The following is a 23,541-nucleotide window of genomic DNA, read 5'->3' on the forward strand; positions in this document are numbered from 1 at the left end:
AAAACTTTATTACACAAAAAAAGCCTCTCATTTCTGAGAGGCTTTTGCCTTTTGGGTGGGAGACGGGGCTCGAACCCGCGACCCTCGGTACCACAAACCGATGCTCTAACCAACTGAGCTACAACCACCATAATGCTTAGCGGTGGCAAAGATACAACATAAGTTTACTTTTGCAAATAATTTTTTCAAAAAATTACATCTATTTCACTTCAAATCTGCTAAGCTATTGACTGCCAAATATCTTTCAACTGTAAAACCTTCCGCGTGTTCTACTCCAGAAAGTCTACCGAAATCTCTAGAGCGATAATTTAAGCTTTCTAGGAAGTTTTTACTGCTAATTGGTGATTCTGGAATTTGATTTTATAGTGCTAAAAAAGAGGAGAAAACTGTGTTTTTTTTAAGTGTGTCACAAAAGTGTCAAAAACATGAATTACGAATTTAGAAATTTAAAAATAGTTAAGCTCTTCACAGGAAGAATGGGAGTGTCCTTTTCTTACAATAATAAGAGATATCGGTATTTTAATGCGAAAGTAATCGAAGCTGATTTTAATCCAAATACCTGTAAGGAAAATCAAAGAGAGAAACAACTAGAATTGATGTTAAAAGCCTTTTCTGAAAAATTAGATAAAGGATGGCGCCCCTGTGAAAAAGTAAAAACGATAAAAGTTAAACCTGTAGACATTAATGTAATGGAAGCCGCTACCCTAGCCTTTGGTCAGAAATTAAAATCCGACTACAGCCCTCGTTATAAAAAAGATTTAACATACGCTTACAATAAATTAATCGACTACTTCAATGCGAAAGATTATAAAAAATTAATGCTTAGTGAACTCGATCCAGCTATTATAAAAGAATTACTTATTCATATTAGTTCTTCTAAAAGGGTACAGTTAAATTACAAGCAAAATTACTCCTCTTTACTATCAGATTTTTTTGTAAAGTATAAACTAGCCAATCCTTTCCCCCTCATAAAACTCTCTAAACAAGCTGAGGTGCTACATACGCCAATCAAGGATGTTAAATTAGTGCTTGAGGAAATTAAAGAGATTAGTCCTAATTTACATCTTTGTTGTTTATTAACCTATAGTTGTCTTTTACGCCCACACAGAGAGATCAGAAATTTGAAATGGAGCGACTTTAATGATGATTGTTCTTTTATAAGCCTTTCTGGTGCTCAAAATAAGGGAAAAAAAAATAGAGTTGTTCCTGTTCCAAAATTTGTAAAGCAATATCTTGTAAGGGGAGCTGAAGATTATAATATATTTACAAATGCTATTGACCCTTATAATGAAGATTATTTTAAAACATTGTGGGGTAGATACAAGAAGGAATCCACTCTATTAAAAGAAGGGAATACTCTTTATAGTTTTAGACATACAGGAGCTATCAATGTTTATGAAAAAACCGGTAGTCTAAGTAAATTACAGCAAGTAATGGGGCATAGTAATCTGACAGTATCACTTACCTATTTGAGGGGCTTAGGCATTAAGCAATTAACAGTAGAAGATATGCCTGAATTGTAAACTGTTTATTCTATTTTATTTGTAATTATAAACGTAATGATTATTAGCGGCGACTCTATTACAATCGGATTAATTGTTAATGTAATACTATAAAACAAAGCAGGTAAGTAAAATCAAAAGATAACTGTCTTATTTAAATTAGAGATTAATTATAACTTAATCTGAAAGTTTTTTGTAAAGATAAACATCATTTGTATCCTTCTCCCGCCGAATAAATGGCAATGACAATAGAATTACTAACTAGAATTCTCCTTAAATCCAAATTTCAAATGGTGTAATAAAGACCGGGGTAGGGACAAGAAAGTGCTATGGTGGGGGGGTGGACATTAGTAAGGTCCTTTTTGCAATAAATACACATAGATTAAAAAAAAAATTAATAAAAAGTAAGAATTTAAAAAATCAGAATAATAATCATGATCGTTAGGTTTACAATAAAATACGCAGAAGAATGATTTATTTTATTAGACATTACAATTAATTTATAAAATCTTAAAATGATTTACCAAATATTTAAAGTCAATCAAAAAAAAACATCTAATAGCGAAGTGAAAATTAATTATTTTAAGAGATCGCTATTCGTAGTAGTAATTTTTTGTACTCAACAACATTTTTAAAAAGTAAATAAATATAATTATTGCTTTTTTGATAGAATCATAATGATTATAAAATTCTTTTTATATAGTTTTATAAATAAAATAATATGAATTACTTTTTACTTTCTAAACAAACCATCGAGAATTTAAAAATCCCAAAAATTGATGATTCAAACGATGATCCTTTTAATTTTACTTATTGGTTTGCTGGAAAATTAAAAGATAAAATATATTCTTCAGAGCTGTACGGTGCCTTTACTTCTGAAGAGTTATTGATAAGATCTCCAAATTTACTTGATAACTCTGACTCAAGAGAAAATATTAAAGATATCTCAAGCATATACCCAGGCCTTCTTAGTAGTATTGATTACAGTGCTTTTAAAATAGACGTAAACACTAATATCTTAAAGCAGGAAGAAAGGTTAATATCTGATTTGACCCTGTACGAGGAACATAAACCAAATTTTATAATTGATCTGAAAAATAACTTAGATTTCTTACATGATTCAATTACATTTTTAAATGGTTTTACTATTAATGATAATGGAATTATGTTAGTAATAGAGGAATCCTATTTATTATCTTATCATAAAATCATAGAAATTTTAGAGCATAAATATAAACAGATATATCCAGGTGCTTTTGATAGATCACATTTTGACTTAATAAATATAAAACAACAAACCAACTCAGAAGATAATGAACGGATCGAAAATCCATTTAATAAAGAAGATTTGAATCCCTTTTTTTTTCCAGATCAATTAGAATTCTATTATAAAAACGAAATCGAATTAATTCACAAGAAAATTATTCAGGATTCGAGATGGGTCTCCGATAAAAAAAAATTAATAGAATTGGTTTTCATTTTAAAACATAGAAACTATTTTAAAGATTCAGTTATAAAAAACAAAAGCGGTAGCGATAAAAAACTTTCCCCAATATTTACTTTCTTTGAAAAGAGGTACCACATAAAATTAGGAGACCAGAAAAAACCCTCGAAAAACTATAGTATTTTGGCAACATTGGATAAAAATTTATTTCCTTTTTTCACAATTCCCAAAAGTTAAAAGAAAAACGGGAATCATCAGTTATAAAATTCCCGCTTTAATACATTATCCCTGTAAATCAAACAATTAGAAATACTGAAAAATCCCCATTTTCTTTAACAGGTACTACAGTTGTATATTTGTACTATAATTTTAAAACAAATAAAAATGGAACAAAAAACACTACAACTGATTCAACTATCAGTACAAGATTTAACAGATTTAGTTTCTAGTTGTATCGCAAACAAACTAGAAAAGGTTAACGCTTTTTTAAATTTAAAGGTAGAAAGCCCGAAAGAAGAATTGCTCACTAGAGACGAAACAAGTAAACTGCTTAAGATTTCGCTCACCACTTTATGGAAACATTCCAAGTCTGGAACTCTTCCAGCAAAAAAAATAGGCCATAAAGTCTATTACTTCCGCCAAGATGTAATGAACAGGCTCAATAGTGTAGCCTAGTACCTTAACCTCTTTCCAGGACAAATCTGTCCAAAAATTACAATTTATAAACAAGATAATGCTCTGTTTCTCTAAACGGTCAGGCGAAGCTTTGTCAAAAAAAAAAAATAATGGAGATAAACACATCATAAATTCAATGGTACTTAAACAAGTATATGAACCTAAAGATAAAATCCTTAAAACAAAAATTCCTGGCTCTGGAAAGTCAGGAATCTTAAATGTTTATTAAAGGTAAAAAAATGATATTAATAATTTAATACTAAGCAAATATAAGCCTTTTAGTGCTTATGATTTGTAAAAGTATTGCAAATAACATTAACAATGAAAATTACAATATATAAAAGCACTTCCAACTTTGAAAGTGCAAAGAAGTGTGAGCCACAACAAATAATAGAGCTTATACAAGTTGGCTTCGATGAAGAAACGAGAAGAGTACATGAACTGATAAGAAAAAGTTCCACTAAGGAGGAAACTATTAAATTGAAATCCAGTCTTCAAGCCATAGCTTGGAGTGGGGTCTTTAAGGAGGGAACAAGAAGTGAAGCTAATTTGATAAGGGGTACAGGGTTCCTACAAATTGACCTAAATAATTTTAAGTCAAATTCAGAAATAGACTCAGCGCGAGAACTGTTGAAAAAAATACCATCTGTATACGCAATTTTCGATAGTGCAAGCGGCACGGGTTTAAATACCCTCGTACGATGTAAAGTATTCAAAACATCAGAGGAGTACGGCAAAACTTTTATTTCATTTCAAAATAAATACACTCTTCCCAATTTCGACAGTAAAACAATAGACATTTCGAGATGTTGTTACATACCGTTATCAGAAAACGTCTATGTTAATTTTAAAGCAGTTGAATACGACACAAAGGAAGAAAATATAAATAAATCAATTTTAAAAGCATCTACAATAAATTCCATAGAAGATGTGAATTATTGTTTAAAAAACACAAATAACATGAAAATATACGAAGTAGGAAATAACAATAATTTTGTACAAAAATCTAATTTTAAGGAAAGTCGCTTAGTACTTGTTAAAGAAGAAGAAGGCCCAGAGAGCAGCAGTACACAATTTGATTTAGAAGATGATGAGAGTACATATGCAGATATTGAAAACGAACAATTTGGAAAGCATGATAATGCAATTATAGACCTAAAAACCAGCAAAAATCATAAAAAATTCTATTCAAAAGATAATAAAGGAAACATTAGTGTTGATATAGCAGATTACTTTAAGTTTTTAAAAACTCAAGGATTCTACAAGCGTAACATTGACTCAAGCTTTGATCTTATATCAATTGAAGATAACGTCGCTGATTTCACAAGTGAGTCAAAAATAGAAGATAAAATTAAAAAAAACATACCTGCCGAGATTTACTCTTACATGAAGAATAGGGGGACAAAGTACTTTGGCAAATCATTTCTTTCAGGTTTGGATAATATAGATATAAGTACGTTAAAAGATAGTAAGAACTGTTCTTTTATACCGTTTTTAAATGGTGTTGTAAAGGTTTTGGCTGATTCTATATCAATTATAGATTACACGTCCTTAGAAAGGCCTGTATGGCGTAATAACATCATAAAGAGGGATTTCTTGCAAATGAATGATGCTCCAAGTAAATTTGAAGATTTTATTATGAAGGTATGCGCAAATGATATTGAACGATTTAATTATTTCAGATCTATCATCGGATACTTACTACACAATTACAAAAGTCATGCTGATGCAAGAGCTATAATTTTCAACGATGAAACTATATCTGATGTAGCTGATGGCCGCAGTGGTAAAAGTTTAGTGGCTAATGCTATTGGTCACATTAGAAGTTTGAAGCTCATTAATGGAAAAAGCGGAGAGAATGACTTTATGTATGAAGGTACAACTGAAGAGCACGATATTGTATCCTTTGATGACGTTGTTAAGAATTTTGATCTTGAGAGCAAATTCCCTTTGATTACTTCCGACTTCGTAGTACAACGAAAAGGGATTAAAAATATTACTATTCCTTTTAATATTGCGCCAAAAATTTTAATATCTACAAATTATGTCATAGCTGGAGACACAGGTAGTTTTGAGGCAAGACGTCACGAAGTTGAATTTCATCAATATTTCACAGCGCAGCGGACACCAGAAATGATATACGGCGAACGTTTTTTTGAAAACTGGAGTACAGAAAATTGGGCTTCATTCGATTCGTGGATGCTCACTTGCATTCAAATCTACTTAAAATCTGGTATCGTAAAAGTAGTTAATAACAATTTGATGTTGAAAAAATTACATCAAGGTACTAGTCCAAGTTTTGTAGCATGGATAACAGATGAAAACGAAAGTCAACTATCGTCCAATACAATATACTCAAAAGGAGCAAAGTTCGCAGAATTTCTAAGTACTTGTTCTAAATCAAACTCTGTCGGCATTAGATTATTTATGCAGTGGATTAAAAAATACGCTGACTATAAAAACTTAAGCTTTAAAGAATTCAGAAGTAAAGGTAACAGATGCTTTAGTTTGTCAACAGAAAAATAGAAAGTAAAATTTTTCTAGATAATTTAATAACCTGCATCGGAACATATTCGTTGTAGGTTATTTTTTTGGACTGAAAAAAGAACTGTTTTTATATTAAGTCCATTAAATTCTCCTTTACCATTAAGGCTTTACAAAGACGGCGGCAAACAAGGACTATTGTTTTATATTTGCGCCCGCCCTTAAGTCAACGTTTATAAAGGATTGTATACAATTTTGACTAAAAAACTGTTAATTATCGACTTATAAAAAAATAAAAAAAAGTATAGTATTAAAATTAATTAGATAGTAAAAATGACAGTTAAGAATACTAATTGCTTATTTTACGACTTTAAGTCCATTACTTATCCTAAGTCAATGTTTACAGTACATAAATCAGGACGTAAACAATTAGCTTTACTATTATTTTGGTCCATTATTTCGTAACTAAGTTAATTATCTACTCCTACTCCATCAAAATCATTTTATTTATCTAAACCATTGTTAAACAACCAATAAAGTTAATCTTAAATTTTCAAATAATAATTATTTTAGTAACCTTATTAAAATGCATAGTATTAAACAGTTATTTGTCTCTATCCATACTAATTCCCTATAGGTAATGATAACTAAATTTAAAACTAGAATAAGGAGGTTTACTTGTCCGAAAGAGTGCGTTAAATATGACGCTGTATGAACTAATACAAATTAAAAATATTTTGTAAATAAAAAGTTTAACTTTTTTTGACAATGTTTAACATTTATTTTTTAAGAGTCTGAAGTATCATGTACTTAAAATTATAATAGATGGCAATTAATTATTTTGAGATTATACTATATCTCTTCCTTACGTACAAAACATTAACTGTTATTTTGTAATTAATAATAGAAAAACACTGCTGGAACGATATTTATTAAAGCTTAATAAATATTATAAAAAAAGGCAAGTATATCTTGCCTTAATGTGTTTCTAGAGGTACGGAAATTTTACTTTCGTCGTAAATTATTTTTTAGTGAGAATTTGATCTAAAAGATTATCAACATATTGTATTTGAGTTGATGATATTTTTCTAAAATGATAGCTAGAAGTTACTGTTCCTGCAGTTACATCAAATTTATAATCAGTAGCACTTTTTGTCTCTTTAATAATAATAACGGGATTTTGACCATAACAAGAAGTCATATTAAAGTTAATAGCACAAAAATCATTATTTGTGAATTTAAATGCTCCGTAATCACCTTCGACAAACCATGTTCCTTGTATCCAGGCTGGAGGGCTAAAAGAATTTTTAGAACCTTCAGTATTGTTGTCGTCGGATGAGCATGACAAAAGAGTAGTAAAGAAAATTAAAAGGATCACTTTTTTCATAATGTTTGGAATTAAAATTTAAAAAAATCAATAAAATACTGTTAACGAAGATTATTGTATTTAACAAACGTAACTCTATTTATAGATATATCATATACCTACTTTTAATGATTTTTGATAGAAATTTCAACGAACAAACTTTCAGTACTTAGCAATAATAATTCTAGATAATTAAAATTTTATTTTTATTAGTCCCCTCATTTTTAAGGTTTTTTAAAATTTCATAAAAGCATCCAAAATAATATTTTTACTTAAATCATTTTATAAATATTTCAACTGTTTCAATATCACTAAAAGTAGGTATTGCTAATTAGGAATAAACAGTGTTTATTTACCGTTTAAACCAACGAAAAAGCGGTATCAAAAAAAACTAAAGCAATAAAAACATGGTTTTATATGTAAAAAATTGGAGAGCTTTTTAAAAAAAAGAAATTAAGAAATCCGTATCCCTTTACACTTAAACTTCTTTAAATAAATTAAAGATTCAGTTAGCATAGAAAAGTAGGCTAATAATAATTATCAAAGAAAATTTATTGAAGTAAGCATATTTCATAAAACTATACGAACATCACTGATAGAAATAATTAATAAATAATAAAACGTATAAAATATTTAGAAGAACGTTCAAAACAACGCCATAAAATACACTAAAAATGTCGTTCAGACAAATAGAAATTCAAATCATAGCTATCTTTTTTTGAAAACCATAAGCGTCTTCCTGTAATATGATTTCTTGAAATAACTTTTATCGAAAATATTTAACTATCCTAAATTAGAGAAGCAATTACTGTCGATGATTCAAATAAAATAACATTTGCGTTAAAAGCCTATTTATAATCTATGCACCAATTACGCATAGGTAAAGTTTTCTTTTGCAGTACAATAATTAAAATTAAAACAAAATGAGTTTTTTCACCAACTTACTTCAAAAAAATAATTTAATAAAACATGATGGAAGAGCACTCTGGAAGTACTTCTTGAATGATAATGATTATGCTAAACTAGCTAGCGAACTAAATTATACAGAGATAAAATTCATAGACCCTAGAGACGTTACTTTATTTTATACGCAATGGTGGAAAAAAAAATACGATGGTGGAAAACCTAGTAAACAAATTGTTTTTGATGCGCTAAAAGGTAATATTCACTATAAGGTAGATTGTGAAGAATTCTATAAATTAGCAATTAAAGGTGCTCAAATGTTAGGTGTAAAATGGATTAAAAAACAATATACGCTCTACTTTAGAACGTTGCTTTTACAGGGAGGATTACCACTTGGGCACATTGCTCAAAACCAAGGATATTATCAGAGTTTTCTGTTGGCCGTGTTAGAAGAGCAGCCTGAAACAATTGAAGATTTTATATTCAAACCAGAAATTGTTGCTTTACTTCCTAAAACAAGTCAAAACGATTTAATTTATGAAAATTGTTTTGAAATTGTTCGATCTATTTTAAATGATGAAATTGATTACGATGAGTTACTAACTTCTGATGATGTTATAAAATCTATTTCTAATGAGCTTAAAATTAGAAAAAAGACACTTGAAAAGAAACAAAGATTATCGAGGCCAAAAAACTATTGGTTGATGGATTTTGACAATGAAAAAACTACAATTTTTCTCAAAATTGGACTTGCTGATTCTTATGATACTGAATCTTTAGAAAGTATTCTAGGTATTATTATAAATCAAAGGGAGTATCAATTCTTTCTCAACGATGATTTAATATGTGTTTTTCGAAAAATGGCCAACGGAAAATATAAAACAGACTGGTATGCCCAGCAAAGTATAGAATGGGATCAAGAAAACACTCTTCCATACACTTATGTTATTCAGAATAATGAAAAAGTTGATGTAAAAGATTTCATCCAAACTATTCCTAATTTTGACACACCCACTCTATGGGAAAAATTCTCAGATACTGAATGGAGATTAATTAAAGGTTCTATAGCACCTAATAAAGAAGCATCTCTTTTGTTCCCAAATCACTGGAAAAGTGATTTGCCTCATGTAACTATTTCAGTATATGAAAACCAAATGTCTTGGCTAGGATTTGAAGGTGTAATTGAAATTACAGATAATAGCCAAACCAATAAATATCAAAGTGGTATAGGTTCCTTTAATTGGACAATAGAAAGTTGCAAACCTTCTTGGATGCTTAAGGCTAATATGACAGTTGTAAATAACATACCTCGCATTTTTGCATATGACGAAAATGATAATTTAGTACCTCGCGAGAAATTTAAGGTTTGGATAAGAAGGCATAAATCAGCTGAAATGTGGCAAGAACTTTCTAAATTAAATTATTTCTCAATCGGTTGTATTGATCTAAAAATTGAGAAAGATGGTCTTACTGCTTATGATATATTTTTTAATATTGCAAACTTTAGTATTAAATACGAAGACAGTTCAATTGATCATGCTACTCTACAATTAAAAAATAGAGAGGCCTTTGAGTTCACATTAGATGAATCTTCAATTTTAGAAATTGAAAGCTATAACGACATTTATAAACTTAAAGTAAATACCCAGTTTTCAAAAATACCAACTTATATATCAGGAAACATTGGCCATCGAAATCATAAAAAATTGTATTTCGAATTAGAATCTCCATTCAAAGGAATGATCGTAACTGACAAGGACGGGAATATTGTACCCGAAACCCAAACACTTTCTATTTCTAATTTATATGGTATAAGAATCTTAAGTTCACCGAATGTAGAAACTATCATAAGAATTAAAAATAGCTTAAAAACAGATGTAAAAATCACGAAAGAAATCAAAGAAGCATCACAACCCTTAATAGCTTTCAAAGACGAAATTGTTAGATTATATTATTTAGCTGACGCTATGAATTATAAGAATAAAGTAACTATCGAACTTATTGAGGGTAAAACAACGAAAACTTATGAGGTTTCAGGCTTTAGCCACACTTTAAATGTTGAAAGCCAACATGAAAATATAGTTCGTCTTTATAGTTCTACAGATACACTTAACCTTTATGCAGTCCCTCTAAATTGTGATTCTAAGAATATTGAATTAATACCACTGCTGAATAATGATGAATCCTATATTATTCCAGTAACTGAGTTTACAAATGAGTTTATTATCATTTCATCTAAAGAAAAAGAATCTCAATTAATGCCACGTTTCATAACTACTGATGTGAATCTTGTGGGAGTTGACAAAAATCAACGAATTGAACTATACCATTCCCAACTGATTGACGGCACATTTAATGATGAAATTTGGAAAAAAGTAGTAGCCTATTTTAATATCTGTACAAAACACGACCTTCCCTTTTCTACATTCGATGAATTAAGGGCTATTTCAAGAAGTTCTGAGGTAGCTGCACGAGCTTATTTGTTTTTAGGAATTAATAACGAAAATCCAGACGATTTTATACAAAAGTTTATTCCGGAAATGGAACAAGATCTAGGATTTTGCTTTCACTGGATTAAAAAAATTGATTGGTTAAATTCTTTAGAGGAATTAACTAGTTTTTATGGTGAGCAGTACAAAGACAATATTGAACAGCTATTTTCATCATACATGGAAAATATAGGTCTATTTGATGTCTGTTTGTTTTTAAAAAATATTAACTACAAAAATGTCAAAATTGATCATCGTGAAATTTCCGACATACGAGCTAATCTTGGACAACGTATTCTTGGAGAGCTCCCTATACATTCACCTAAAATAACCAAAGATTACGGGATTCCAATTGAACAACATTCACAAGTTAAACTACTATTACGGTCACCTATTGCAGTCGCAGAAGCTATCATGGATATACAAAATAATTTGCCCCTATGGGCTGGTAATGACTTCCGAGATACAATCAGAAGAAATATTCAATATAGTCAGTATTTAAATCCTGAATTCTACAACAAAACGATTTTACACGCCCTTAAAAACAACTAACATTATGAATTTTCAAGAATTTTATACCAGAACAGAAAATAGATTAACAGATGCTATTTTGTCTTTATGGGCTACTGGCGATAAAGAAATGCAAGATTATTTTAGGTTTATGCTATCTCAAGAGCCTATTATGGCCGATGTCGTTTTTCAAAATATGTTTCCTTGGGAACAGGATAAGTTAACCTTTGCTGAAACTTCAGGCATCTTTCATCAAAAATTTATAAATGCTTTAGATAGTATAAAAGAGGACGATTTCAAATTCCCTAAAGATCGTCATCCATATAAACATCAAGTAAAAAGTTGGAATACACTACTTAATGAAAAAAAATCAATTGCAGTGACAACTGGCACGGGTTCTGGTAAAACGGAATGCTTTATGCTTCCCGTTTTACACGACATATATGAAAATTGTAAAAATCAAGAGGGTGTAAATGCGATATTTCTTTATCCATTGAATGCTTTGATCGCCAGTCAAAGAAAACGTATGCATGCTTGGTGCTCTGCATTAGACGGCATTAATTATGCCTTATTGACTGGTGATACAGACAATAAAGAAAGTAGTAAAGATAAAATAAATAAAGCCTTACCAGAACTTATATCTCGAGAGCAAATAAGAAAAACACCTCCTCAAATTCTTTTCACTAATCCCACAATGTTGGAATACATGTTAGTTAGAAATGCTGATGTACCAATACTCGAAAAATCAAAAGGGAAGCTACGTTGGATCTTACTAGATGAAGCACATACACTTACTGGATCCAAAGCTGCAGAAATGGCATTGTTAATTCGTAGAGTTATCAGCGCTTTCGAAGTTGATATTGAAAATGTCCGCTTTGCAATAACGTCTGCAACAGTAGGAAATGGAAATACTGAAAGTTTAAAAAAATTCATGTCTGACCTTTGCGGTGTATCTCAAGATCAAATCGAAGTCATCGAAGGAACAAGAGTAAACAATAAAATAGCAGACCAAGATATTCCCAATATCTCTCAAACTCTAAGTCAAGAGAATATTAAAACACTTAGAAATGAATTATTGAAAAAAGCGGGTTTAAGTCAAATTGAAATTGGTAAACTTTTAAATATACCCAAACCCGGAGAACAATTGCAAGCTATTGATACGTTAGCAGAACAAACTGTAGGACATGAAAATCTACTGCCAGTAAGAGGTCATTTCTTCACTAGAGGAATTGGTGGGGTTTATGTTTGTACTAATTCCAAATGTGATAAACACAAAGAAAACAAAACTGAGAAAGCTATTGGAACTATGTACACTGTGGCCGGAAAGAATTGCAGTTGTGGGCATCCATTACTTGAATTAATTGCTTGTAGAAGTTGTGGCAATATGATGCTCGAAGGAGAACGAAAAAAAGGTAGCAAGGACGGCAAACGCATCGATAAAATAACCCAAAAAACTACAGTTGGTTATGATGCGTTTCACATGGAAAATGATGATGTCGAAGAAAACAGAAAACCTGAAATTATAAATAACCTAGCACGCTTTATTAACTATAACAAAGAGTACAATCCAAAAAATCAAGAGTTATTTCCTTGCTCTATTTCCATCGACAATGAAATTATCTCTGGTGAAGATTTTTATATGACCGAAGATACCAAATGTCCGCATTGCGGTAATCAAAATGAAAACCCTATCCATTTTAGAATTTCTTCAACGTTCACCAATAGAATACTATCAGATATTGTTTTGGATCAGACACAAAATGCTAAGACTAGAGATGGTAAAACACTTTACGATGGAAAAAAATACATTTCATTTACTGATAGCAGGCAAGGAACAGCAAAAATCGCTGCCTTAATTAATATTGATAGTGAAAGCGATTGGATTAGATATCAAACGTATCACTTTTTACTTAAAAAACTGAAAGACAATGAAGTTGATGCTAGCATAGAGGAACTATTACAAGCAAGGACTGATTGTACCTTAAGATTAGAAACAGCATTACCTTTCCAAAAAAATAAAATAAAAGAAGAACTTAATTATTACAACGATCTGATTGCTTCAGGCAATGGTATTACGTTAATTCAAAGCCGTTCATCTTGGAAAGAAATAATGGACGATATTAGGCAAAAAGAAGGTTTTAAAACGCTTTTCAAAAAAGTAGGTCGTGGAAATAATGCCGAAATGGAAGGTGAGGCATATGCTAAATCTTTGCTATACGATCAATTTGCGCGCAGAATTCCAAGAGAGAGATCTTTAGAAAACCTAGGATTGATAAATATTGTTTATCCTGCATTAGACAATTGTTTGACTCCCGAAATTGCAGCCAAATTAGAAATCCAGCCCGATGAATGGATAAGTTTACTCAAAATTGGAGCAGATTACATTATTCGTTATAACTTCATTTTTTTCGTAGATGATGTTATGAAAGTTTTCAGTTCAAAATTTTACCATTCGCAATTAATTTTCCCATCTAATACAGAGGTTGAAAATGTAAAAAGGTGGCCAACTTACAATCCTAGTTCAATTGCTCAATCGAGATTAGTGTTACTCGTATGTGCTGGCCTTGGATGGCACGATAAAGAAGTAATTACTGCAGATCGAGAAGATCAATTATACGAATTACTAGAAAAGATATGGAGAACAATAAAAGAAAAAATATTAACTCCTGACGGCGACGGATTCAAACTAGATTTATTAAAAAGTACACAATTTGAGATTGCGGGCAAAGAATACTTATGTCCCGTTACCAATCGTTTAGTCGATAAAATTTTCCGTGGATATTCCCCTTTGATTAAAGGGAATTTGGAACTAGATAATATAAGTAATTATAAGATTAACAATAGTAAAAATCATCAATTTCCAATTTTCAATACTCCATATCATACAGACTTTCAAAATGATAAAATTAAAAAATTAGAAGTTGATCAATGGTTAGCAGAAAATAGTCAAGAAGCACGTGAAAAAGGTTTATGGAATAACCTCCATGAACGAATTTTTGATTTTGACAAACTGTATTTGGCGGGAGAACATTCTGCACAACAAAGTAAAAAAAGACTTAAGGAACTTGAAAGTCAATTTGAAACAGGAGAAATAAACATTCTAAGCTGTTCCACTACTATGGAAATGGGAGTTGATATTGGCGGAATCTCAGCGGTAGTAATGAGCAACGTCCCTCCTATGCCTGCTAATTACTTGCAAAGAACTGGTCGTGCCGGACGTCGTGCCGAAAACAAGTCTCTCGCGCTAACTTTTTGCGCTCCTAACCCTATTGGACTGCGTACAATGAATAATCCAAAATGGGCTCTAGAACATCCAATTGCTCCTCCAAAACTAGCTTTTGACAGTAAAAATATCGTAATCAGGCACGTCAATTCATTACTTTTTGGAATGTTTATCAGACAACAAGACAATGAAAATAAAGGATTAAACATTAAAGAGAATATAGATAAGTTTTTCTACGAAGGACAACCTACAATAGCAGAAAACTTTTTGAATTGGCTACAAAACAGTGATATCTCTGATTTTAAAAATCAATTAAATTTCTTGACCAAAGAAACTCCTTTAAACAACACCAGTCCTGAACAGTTAATAAATATAGTCTCAGATAATTTTAAGAAAGTAATAAACGGAATTAAAAATCAAAAGGAAGGTTTTGAAAAAAAATTAGTAGAACTAGGTATCGAATTTGGAGATAACAGCCCTGCATATAAAGCAGTGAGTTATAGAAAAAATCAATTCTTTCAAAAATTTGTTTTAAGCTACCTAGCAGAAGATAACTTTCTACCCAATGCTGGACTACCAACAGGTATCGTCGATTTTGAAAAAATAACCCTATCTGATATCAATCGTACCAACCAACCTAAACTAAAATCAAATCCAAGCTACCCAATCGTAAGGGCACTTGCTGAATTTGCACCAGGAAACAGCATTTTAATTGATGGCTTAAATTATACATCATCTGGAATCATAATGAGAAATAACTGGGGCCAAGTGGCGGAACGCACAACAATTCAAGCTTGTAAAAGTTGTGGTTACCAGCGAACAGTAGATTTTGGAAAAGTTAATCAAAATTGTCCTGAATGCAATAGTAGTAATTCTTTTAGTGGTATTGATTTAGGAGAACATAAAGCTACATACACAGAACTGGTGGAGCCTGCAGGCTTTGCCATTGATTTGTATAGTACACCTACTAGAGTAATTTCTGAAAAAACAAAACCGCAATATTTAGAACCTTTATTACTAAACATCGCCCCCTGGGAACCTGTTCAAAACAGCACCATGGAATATCGCTCAAGTGGAGAACAAGCAAATACGCAAATTCTATTTTACAACAATGGTGAAGGTGATGGATATAGCTTGTGCTTAGACTGCGGAAAAGTAGCAATGAGTAACGAAAAGCTTGAAGGCCACAAACGATTAAGAGGGGGGAAAAACAATGATGGTGAAAAAGATTGTGATGCCAAAAATATTCGAGATCATGTTATCTTAGGTAGCAAATTTAAAACCGATTTTACCGAAATAAGATTAAAAAACGCAGATGCCTCTTTTGTAAACGACAAAAAACTAGCGTATACTATAGGAGTAATTTTAACTAAGTCATTAGCAGAATATCTAGCTATTGAAGAGTCCGAATTAGGCTTTGGTATTAAAAAATACAACGGCTATTCAACCGTGTTTATTTATGACACTGCCAAAGGTGGCGCTGGCTACGCCTCACAATTCCGTTTATACACCGAAGATATTCTAAAAAATGCATTAAATGTTTTAGAGCTATGTGAATGCAATAGTACTGGATGTACTAGGTGTTTGATAGATCGTACTACCCAATGGCATATTGAAGACCTTGATAGAATTCTGGCTATAGATTGGTTGCGATTCGCAATCAACAGTCAACTTCCCGCAGATTTAGATGTAACAGCATTGAAGATTAGCCCAATCTATGGCACTTTAATGGATGAGTTAAAACGCCATAGTTACCATTATGGAGTTAAGGAAGTAAATATCCACATCAATAATGATATAGCCCACTGGAATACAGATGATCTATTATGGCTAGATGAATTAAAAAGAGATAGAATTATTGTCAACCTTATTATTGAAGACGAAATAGTTTACACTAATAATCATGAAAAACTATCCATTTACCTACTATCGCATAATTATAAGCTAAAAAAAGGACAAGGAAAGGCATGCTTGCTCTACCCTATTCACCTTTCTTTAGTTTTAGAAAATAATAAAACAATCGAATACATTTCGAAACAGGATTATGCTAATATAGATAACAACTGGAATCAAAATACAGTTGAAAAATTCTATAAAGTAGAAGATGTCGTTCTGACTGAATATAGTGCACTTGCAATACCAGAGTTAGACTCAGGCAATCTTTACGAATCACGTATTCAACATGTTCCTTCAGGAACACAAAGCAATGATTTAGCCAAAGTAATGATTGAAAACCTTCATAATGTAAAATCTTTTATCAATAAAATCGAAAATAAAACCTATAGCGTTTCTTATTTTGATAAATACAATCAATCTGAGTTTTCAATGCGTATGTTATTGCAATTTATCGATCAGTTAAGACAAGAATGTAATTTTAGTATCAATGAGCTAAACGTGCATTTAGAGAAAGCTGCTTTCAAGAGTTACAGTTTTCCAGAATATATTATTCACAATTATAAAACCATCGAAGATTATACACACGATCTAAATGAACTAGCTCCTGCATTTGATTTCAAGATAAGTACAAAAGAGGAATTTAGACTTCCACATTACAGATACTTTGAATTTAGTGCCGATGATAGTAGTTTTATAATTCGTATCGACGGTGGGATAGCTCATGGTACTAAACCTAAAGAAAGGTTGCTATCGCAAGAGATGACGTATGATAATCAACTTTTTGAAATACGAAAAGATGTGAGTCATGATATTATTTTTAATATTAATTATGAAATACGAAGCTAACAATGCAGCAAGAATGCATACTTGGTTTATACGTTTGTAGTATAAACCAATAAAACTTATATCATGGCCGATCAAACTTCTATTACATGTCCAAATTGCGGAACTACTATCGATGTGAACGATATTTTAAAACATCAGTTAGAAGTTAGTATTCGTAAAGAGTTTCAACAAAAAACAGCAGAACAAGCTAAAGAATTAGCCAATAGAACCGAGGAATTAGCAAAAGCCACGGTCGAATTTGAAGCAAAGAAAAAACAGGAGAATGAACTGTTTGCTGAACGACTAGAAAAGGAAAAAAAGGCAGCTGAAAAAGAAATTACTGCCAAACTTAAATCCAAACTAGAAGAGGAAAACAAAGAGCAAATTAGTGCTATGGAAAAAGAACTTGCTGAAAAATCTGGAAAACTTTCTGATTTCAACAAAATGGTAGCAGAGAATGCGAAGTTGCAAAGGGAAAAATTAGAAATGAAAGATACTATTGAAGCCGAAGCGCAAAAGCAACTTAATGCAACTTTAATTCTCGAAAGAGATAAAATAAGGAAACAGGAAGACGATAAAAACGAGTTGAAATTTAAAGAAATGACTAAACAACTCGAAGACCAGAAGAAACTCACCGAAGAAATGAAACGCAAGCAAGAACAAGGTTCTATGCAATTGCAAGGTGAAGTCTTAGAATTAGCTATGGAAGAATGGTTAGCAGCTCAATTTCCCTTAGATAATATTGATGAAATTAAAAAAGGCGCGTCGGGGGCCGATTGCTTGCAAACGGTAAACACACGAGAAATACAAAATTGCGGTACCATTTATTATGAAAGCAAACGTACCAAAGCGTTTCAGCCGGCTTGGATAGAAAAATTCAAGAATGATATTCGAGATAAAAAAGCTAATTTAGGCGTCTTAGTAACCGAGGTCATGCCTGCAGATATGGAACGAATGGGAATGAAAGATGGCATCTGGATTTGTACTTTTGAAGAGTTTAAAGGACTAAGTGCTGTTTTACGCCAATCAATCATTCAGATTAGCTCTGCTGTACAATCTCAGGAAAATAAAGGAGATAAAATGGTTATGTTATATGATTTCCTGACCAGCAATGAGTTTCGATTGCAAATGGAAGGAATTGTAGAAGGCTTTACACAAATGCAAACGGATTTAAATGTTGAAAAAAGAAGTATGCAGCGCATCTGGAGCCAACGCGAAAAACAAATAGACAAAGTAATTGGCAACTCAATCAATATGTACGGTTCTATTCGTGGTATCGCTGGAAATGCAGTACAAATCATAAAAGCATTAGAATTAGAAACTGCAGAGGAGTTCATTGAATAAAAGAACTGTGTATTAATTCCGCATAGTAAGTATTTACATTTGCAAAGTAGACATCAAATTAAAAGTATGAAAGAGAATAATAGTAATATTGAAATCACTTCGAGTATAACAAATCAAATTTGGAAAATTAATGATACTCTAAAAGGATATCTTAGTTCTGAGGATTTCGATGTATTATTACTGATATTATCCGCTTATAAAGATGGTTTAATTAATCAATCTATTTATGATAGCGAATATGATGACTTTTCTCATAGCGATTTAAAAAGCAACTTAAGTGAACTACTTTCTAATTCTGAGAAGTATTCTAATCTTTTCAATGTTTATTCCCGAAATTTACAAGCATTGCCTGATTTGACTATAGCGCAGTTTTTACAATATACTTTTCAGATAGAGAAAAAATTATTAGGAGAACATTTCTCAGCAGTTTTTGACAACTTATTATATAAATATTCAGCAGCTAGCGGAAAAAAATCTGGTGAATTTATTTTACCTAAAGAAATAAGCCACTTTATCATGCAGCTTGCTACTATAGCTCCAGACGCAAAAGTTTACAACCCTTTTGCAGGATTAGCTTCTTTTGGTATATACTTACAGCCTGATCAATTGTATGTTGCAGAAGAACTTAAGTATAAAACTTGGGCTTTAGGAACATTAAGATTAATGGCGCATAACTTGAATTACAGCGAGTATAAAAATGAAGATTCTATAGAACGTTGGAAACACTTTCAGTTTGATTTAATTGTAGCTTATCCTCCTTTTAACGTAAAACTACCAAATTACTATATTGATGGCAACAATAATTCTATCGAAGAAGTTGTAATTAATAATAGTTTTAATCAGCTTTCAGAAAATGGTCAATTGATATGCGTTTTACCTTTAGCTTTTTTATTCAAAGAAGGTAAGGAACGAAAATTTAGAGAAAAAATAATCGATGATGGTTTTATTGATACAATCATCTCCCTTCCTCCGGGTTTGCTTAAAAACACCGGAATAGCTTTCTGCATTGTAGTATTTCAGAAAAAATCAAATAGAGAGGGCATTAGATTTATAGAAGCAAATGAATTTATTGGTTTTAATAGCACCAATAAAGAAAAAGTATTTGATAGTATAAGTCTTCTGAAAGCAATTGAAGCTAATGATCGTAAATCTGTAAAATTTGTAGCGTTAGAAATTATTAAAGAAAATGATTTTAATCTTTCGGTTAGTAGATACTTTATTGATAACAACTTAAGCAACATCTTAATTAAAGATGTGGTAACTATTTTAACTGGTTCTAAAGTAGAAAAAGAAGAGCTAGGGAAATTAATTAAGACCAAAGACTTAAAGGATAATATCATTGATTATACTTTAGATGCTCATTCTATAGAGAGTGTTGCAATTCCAAAAATCGGAATAAGAAAAATAAGCCAAGATTGTATTTTAGTAGCGTTAAAATGGAAAACATTAAAACCAACTTTCTTTAAATATGAAGGAGAGCCTATTTATATTCCTAATGAAATAATCGCTTTGGAAGTAGATCCTAAAATAGCAAAAATTAATTACTTTATAAATGAATTACAAGCAGGTTACTTGACTGCTCAAGCAAACAAACTCAGAATAGGAGGGATTATTCCATCACTAAAAATGGAAGACTTTTATGAAATGCAAATAAAAGTACCTACCGTTGAGGAACAAAATAAAATTTATTTATCAACTGCAAAAGAATATATAGACACTTTAAACTCAGAGTCAGAAAATGAGTTTAAGGCAAACCGAATTAATACTGAAGATGAAAATAGCTTTTTAAGACATCAAATTGCGGGATCGCTTAAAAGTGCTAGAGGGTCTTTCAAATTTATTAAAAAAATATTGGAAGAAAAGTTAATAACAAGAGCTCCCGACTTATTTGAATTAAAAGCAGATAATAAATTAGATTCAACGCTCAGATCCTATTTAAATGATTTAGAACGAGACTTAATTTCAATCAATAAATCGATAAATCGCGCTGGCGATAAAATTGAGCTTATGGATTTGCACATTGAAAATTTTGACTTATTAGACTTTATAAAAGAATACAAGCAAAGTTTAGAAAGTAGATCCACAAACTTTTATGAAGTAGTATTAAATTTAGATGAAGATGCGATTGCAGAATATGGAATATCAGCTATCCATATTGAAGGTGACAAAGATCTATTAAGAAAAATGCTTGACAATATAATAGAGAATGCAGAAAAACATGCTTTTTCGTACGGTATAAATACTGCAAAACAAAACAAGATTGAAATCTACTTAATGTATGATTTTGAAAACTTTAATGTTCAAATGGATGTAAGTAATACGGGAAAACCACTACCTGAAAATATGACTTATGAGTCCTATGTTAGAAAAGGTAGTACCTCTGGCCCTGCTGCGGGCGATGGAACTGGTGGTTGGTTTATATATGAAGTGATGAAAATACATAAAGGAGAATTTGGGTTTACAGATGAAACCGCTCGAGGAGGATTAGGTGGTGAGTTTGTAACCTCAATAGAATTAACCTTTCCAATAATTCCAGCAATATGATAAATTATAAGGTTATGTGGTTTGATGATGAACATGAAAATTTTCAATCCATAAAAGATGAAGCTCGTTTAGAAAATGTGATACTTATAGGATATTCGAATGCTGCTGATGGTATTCCTGAATTAAGAGCAAATTATAACCAATATGATGCTGTCCTGCTTGATGGATTGTTTTTTAAAACAGCGGATCATCAAGGAACTAATATAGACCATTCGGCTTTTGGTGAAGTGGCTAAAGTAATAAGTGAACTAAGAGCACAAAATAAAATTTTGCCTTGGTTTATCTATTCAGGTCAGAAGTCATTTGTAAAAGATAAGAATGATTTTGTTGATTTATTTAAAGATACTTCTTTTGCAAGAGGAAAAGTTTTTGATAAAAACAAAGATGAAGACTTTGAGGAGCTTTTAAAAGAAATAAAAAAGGCATCCGATACGAATCCAGAAAGAATTATAAAAAGCAGTAACCCGGAAATATTCTCAATTTTTGATGAAGGAATACTACCGGCTGAAGTTGAAAATCAAGTTTTAAATATTTTTTTAAATAATCTTCCTAAGGATAAATCTGAATTCAAAGCAATACTTACTAATATTAGAAGTGTACAGGAATCAATTTTCTTAAAGCTTGAAAATATAAAAGTACTTCCAAAATTAGATAGACCAAATCAAAAGATTACACATTTATCGGGCAATATTAGAAAAAGTCAAGATTGAAAGTATAAACCTACCACAACCGTTTATCAAACCTCTGATATTGAAAACCTTCAAAGATGGATATACTTTACTTGTGGGACTTATATCCATCATTTAGAACAAAATCATTACAGTGGAAGTATGATTTCAAATTATGCTGTAGATTCATTACGAGCTGGATTATTTGAGCTATTATTATGGTTTAAAAACACGCACAGTGAACATAAATAAAAATCTTAATTATACTGTTACAATTCAAAATTAAAACCAATATAAACCTCTGATCACAGGCGAATAAAATCTCAAAGAGATAAAATATGAAATGACTTCCGGACCGTAGGAATATATAATTATATTAGCAGTATTGCAGGATATACATTGCAAACCATAAAAGCATTAGAACTAAATCTGGAAATCAACTATTAGAAAAATAAATATGAATAACCTCCAATCATCTTTGGCTTTTTTTACTGCAGACGAGTTATCCGTTTTACAAAAAATTGTAAAAAGTGATACGAATGCTAAGGAAGCAATTATTTATAAATTCGAAAGATTATTACTTTCCAGTATATGGGGTGTTTTTATAAAAAATGACAGCTATAAAGATATTTTAGAAAAAATTGCTAAGAAAAATGATATCGAGTTCTATAAAAACAAAGCTGAAGTTGCTTCTGAAAGAGACTTGTATTTTAAACTTTTTAAAAGAGAAATAGATCAAATGCAGCCGAAAGAACTGGAGGCATTTTACTTAAATCTCGAAAAACAAGGTTTAACAAGAGCGCAAGCTACTTCAATATCTGGTTTGGTTACTATTGGAGCTGCACAAGCTTCAGGTTTTGGAGTATATGTATTAGCGTCTTCTACTGTGGGAGCAATAGCCTCACTTGTTGGTGTTACACTGCCATTTGCTTTTTACACTGGTTTGTCTACTGCTATTTCATATGCAATTGGACCGTTAGGTTTATTAGTACTAGGCTATTCTGCATACAAAAATATAAAATCCTTTGATGATTTTGTTGACATTGTTGCAAACACTGTAAGCGGAATTAAAAAAGCTTTTGTTGGCGACTATGAACGAGCTACGCTAGCATTTAAGTTTATAGCTTCTATGCGATTTTTATTGGAAGCTAAATTTGAAAAAGAAGTAGAGGATACAAATTCTAAACTGAAAGAATTTGATGAAATTAGCGCAAAGTTAAATGAGCAAACCGCTACAAATACCGCAGAACTTAAAGGCATTTATAATCAAATATATCAATTAGAGGAACAATTAAAAGCACTGAATAGCCAAAAAGCAACAGTTAATTTTAAAAATAAAGAACTTCAAATTAAATTAGATGATAACAATAGTAAAACAGTAGAACTGAAAAACGTACTGTACGCCCAAACAAAAAAAACAAATGATTTTAAAGAAATACTTTTAAAATAATTACCAATTATAAGCATTGAGACTAAATACTTTTACATTCTTAAACAGAAAATATAAAACATGATCACAGGCGAAATAAAATCTCAAATAGACAAAATCTGGAACGACTTCTGGACAGGAGGAATATGCTGCTCCCCAAAAACGGTACAACTTTTTGTTTAGATTTAAGATAGGATTAAAAACCCTAAATTAGCATAATTATGTCAAGAACAAGAAGA

Annotated in this window: 11 protein-coding genes, 1 tRNA gene and 1 pseudogene; 10 read left to right on the forward strand and 3 right to left on the reverse strand. The window is 31.1% G+C overall.

What is annotated here, in order from left to right; all coding sequences use genetic code 11:
• Nucleotides 1–53: 53 nt before the first annotated feature.
• Both RCH19_RS13015 and RCH19_RS13020 read right to left on the reverse strand, forming a co-directional pair.
• Nucleotides 54–129, reverse strand: a tRNA-His gene (locus RCH19_RS13015).
• Nucleotides 130–204: 75 nt separating this feature from the next.
• Nucleotides 205–360: pseudogene (locus RCH19_RS13020) on the reverse strand (bacillithiol biosynthesis deacetylase BshB1); the annotation flags it as partial.
• A 65-nt stretch (nucleotides 361–425) separates the two neighbouring features.
• Here RCH19_RS13020 and RCH19_RS13025 point away from each other — a divergent pair.
• The 4 genes from RCH19_RS13025 to RCH19_RS13040 all read left to right on the forward strand — a co-directional run bounded on the left by RCH19_RS13025 (nucleotide 426) and on the right by RCH19_RS13040 (nucleotide 6,147).
• Entirely contained in the window at nucleotides 426–1,523 is a 1,098-nt protein-coding gene (locus RCH19_RS13025; protein WP_343023583.1) for a site-specific integrase, read from the forward strand.
• Between the two features lie 700 nt (nucleotides 1,524–2,223).
• Nucleotides 2,224–3,183: a hypothetical protein gene (locus RCH19_RS13030; RefSeq protein ID WP_343023584.1), complete on the forward strand. Its 960-nt coding sequence runs from the start codon at nucleotides 2,224–2,226 to the stop codon at nucleotides 3,181–3,183.
• A gap of 147 nt (nucleotides 3,184–3,330) precedes the next feature.
• Complete coding sequence (locus RCH19_RS13035; RefSeq protein WP_343023585.1) at nucleotides 3,331–3,621, forward strand: helix-turn-helix domain-containing protein; 291 nt, start codon at nucleotides 3,331–3,333, stop codon at nucleotides 3,619–3,621.
• Between the two features lie 321 nt (nucleotides 3,622–3,942).
• Complete coding sequence (locus RCH19_RS13040; protein ID WP_343023586.1) at nucleotides 3,943–6,147, forward strand: BT4734/BF3469 family protein; 2,205 nt, start codon at nucleotides 3,943–3,945, stop codon at nucleotides 6,145–6,147.
• Between the two features lie 979 nt (nucleotides 6,148–7,126).
• On the opposite strand, the gene RCH19_RS13045 is transcribed toward RCH19_RS13040, so the two are convergent.
• On the reverse strand, nucleotides 7,127–7,492 hold the full coding sequence (locus tag RCH19_RS13045; protein ID WP_343023587.1) for a hypothetical protein: 366 nt from the start codon (nucleotides 7,490–7,492) through the stop codon (nucleotides 7,127–7,129).
• Between the two features lie 902 nt (nucleotides 7,493–8,394).
• Here RCH19_RS13045 and RCH19_RS13050 point away from each other — a divergent pair.
• The 6 genes from RCH19_RS13050 to RCH19_RS13075 all read left to right on the forward strand — a co-directional run bounded on the left by RCH19_RS13050 (nucleotide 8,395) and on the right by RCH19_RS13075 (nucleotide 23,323).
• Nucleotides 8,395–11,415 (forward strand): hypothetical protein, encoded by a 3,021-nt coding sequence (locus RCH19_RS13050; protein ID WP_343023588.1) that lies wholly within the window; start codon nucleotides 8,395–8,397, stop codon nucleotides 11,413–11,415.
• A 4-nt stretch (nucleotides 11,416–11,419) separates the two neighbouring features.
• Nucleotides 11,420–17,338, forward strand: coding sequence for a DEAD/DEAH box helicase (locus RCH19_RS13055; protein ID WP_343023589.1), 5,919 nt, complete (start codon nucleotides 11,420–11,422; stop codon nucleotides 17,336–17,338).
• A gap of 63 nt (nucleotides 17,339–17,401) precedes the next feature.
• Nucleotides 17,402–18,661: a DUF2130 domain-containing protein gene (locus tag RCH19_RS13060; RefSeq protein ID WP_343023590.1), complete on the forward strand. Its 1,260-nt coding sequence runs from the start codon at nucleotides 17,402–17,404 to the stop codon at nucleotides 18,659–18,661.
• Between the two features lie 66 nt (nucleotides 18,662–18,727).
• Entirely contained in the window at nucleotides 18,728–21,205 is a 2,478-nt protein-coding gene (locus RCH19_RS13065; RefSeq protein WP_343023591.1) for an N-6 DNA methylase, read from the forward strand.
• Nucleotides 21,202–21,915, forward strand: coding sequence for a hypothetical protein (locus RCH19_RS13070; protein ID WP_343023592.1), 714 nt, complete (start codon nucleotides 21,202–21,204; stop codon nucleotides 21,913–21,915). The genes RCH19_RS13065 and RCH19_RS13070 overlap by 4 nt, the downstream gene beginning before the upstream one ends.
• A 415-nt stretch (nucleotides 21,916–22,330) precedes the next feature.
• Nucleotides 22,331–23,323, forward strand: a complete 993-nt coding sequence (locus tag RCH19_RS13075) for a hypothetical protein (RefSeq protein ID WP_343023593.1) — start codon at nucleotides 22,331–22,333, stop codon at nucleotides 23,321–23,323.
• The last annotated feature ends 218 nt before the right edge of the window (nucleotides 23,324–23,541 follow it).

This window comes from Flavobacterium sp. PL12, assembly GCF_039123485.1.
Lineage (GTDB): Bacteria > Bacteroidota > Bacteroidia > Flavobacteriales > Flavobacteriaceae > Flavobacterium > Flavobacterium weaverense.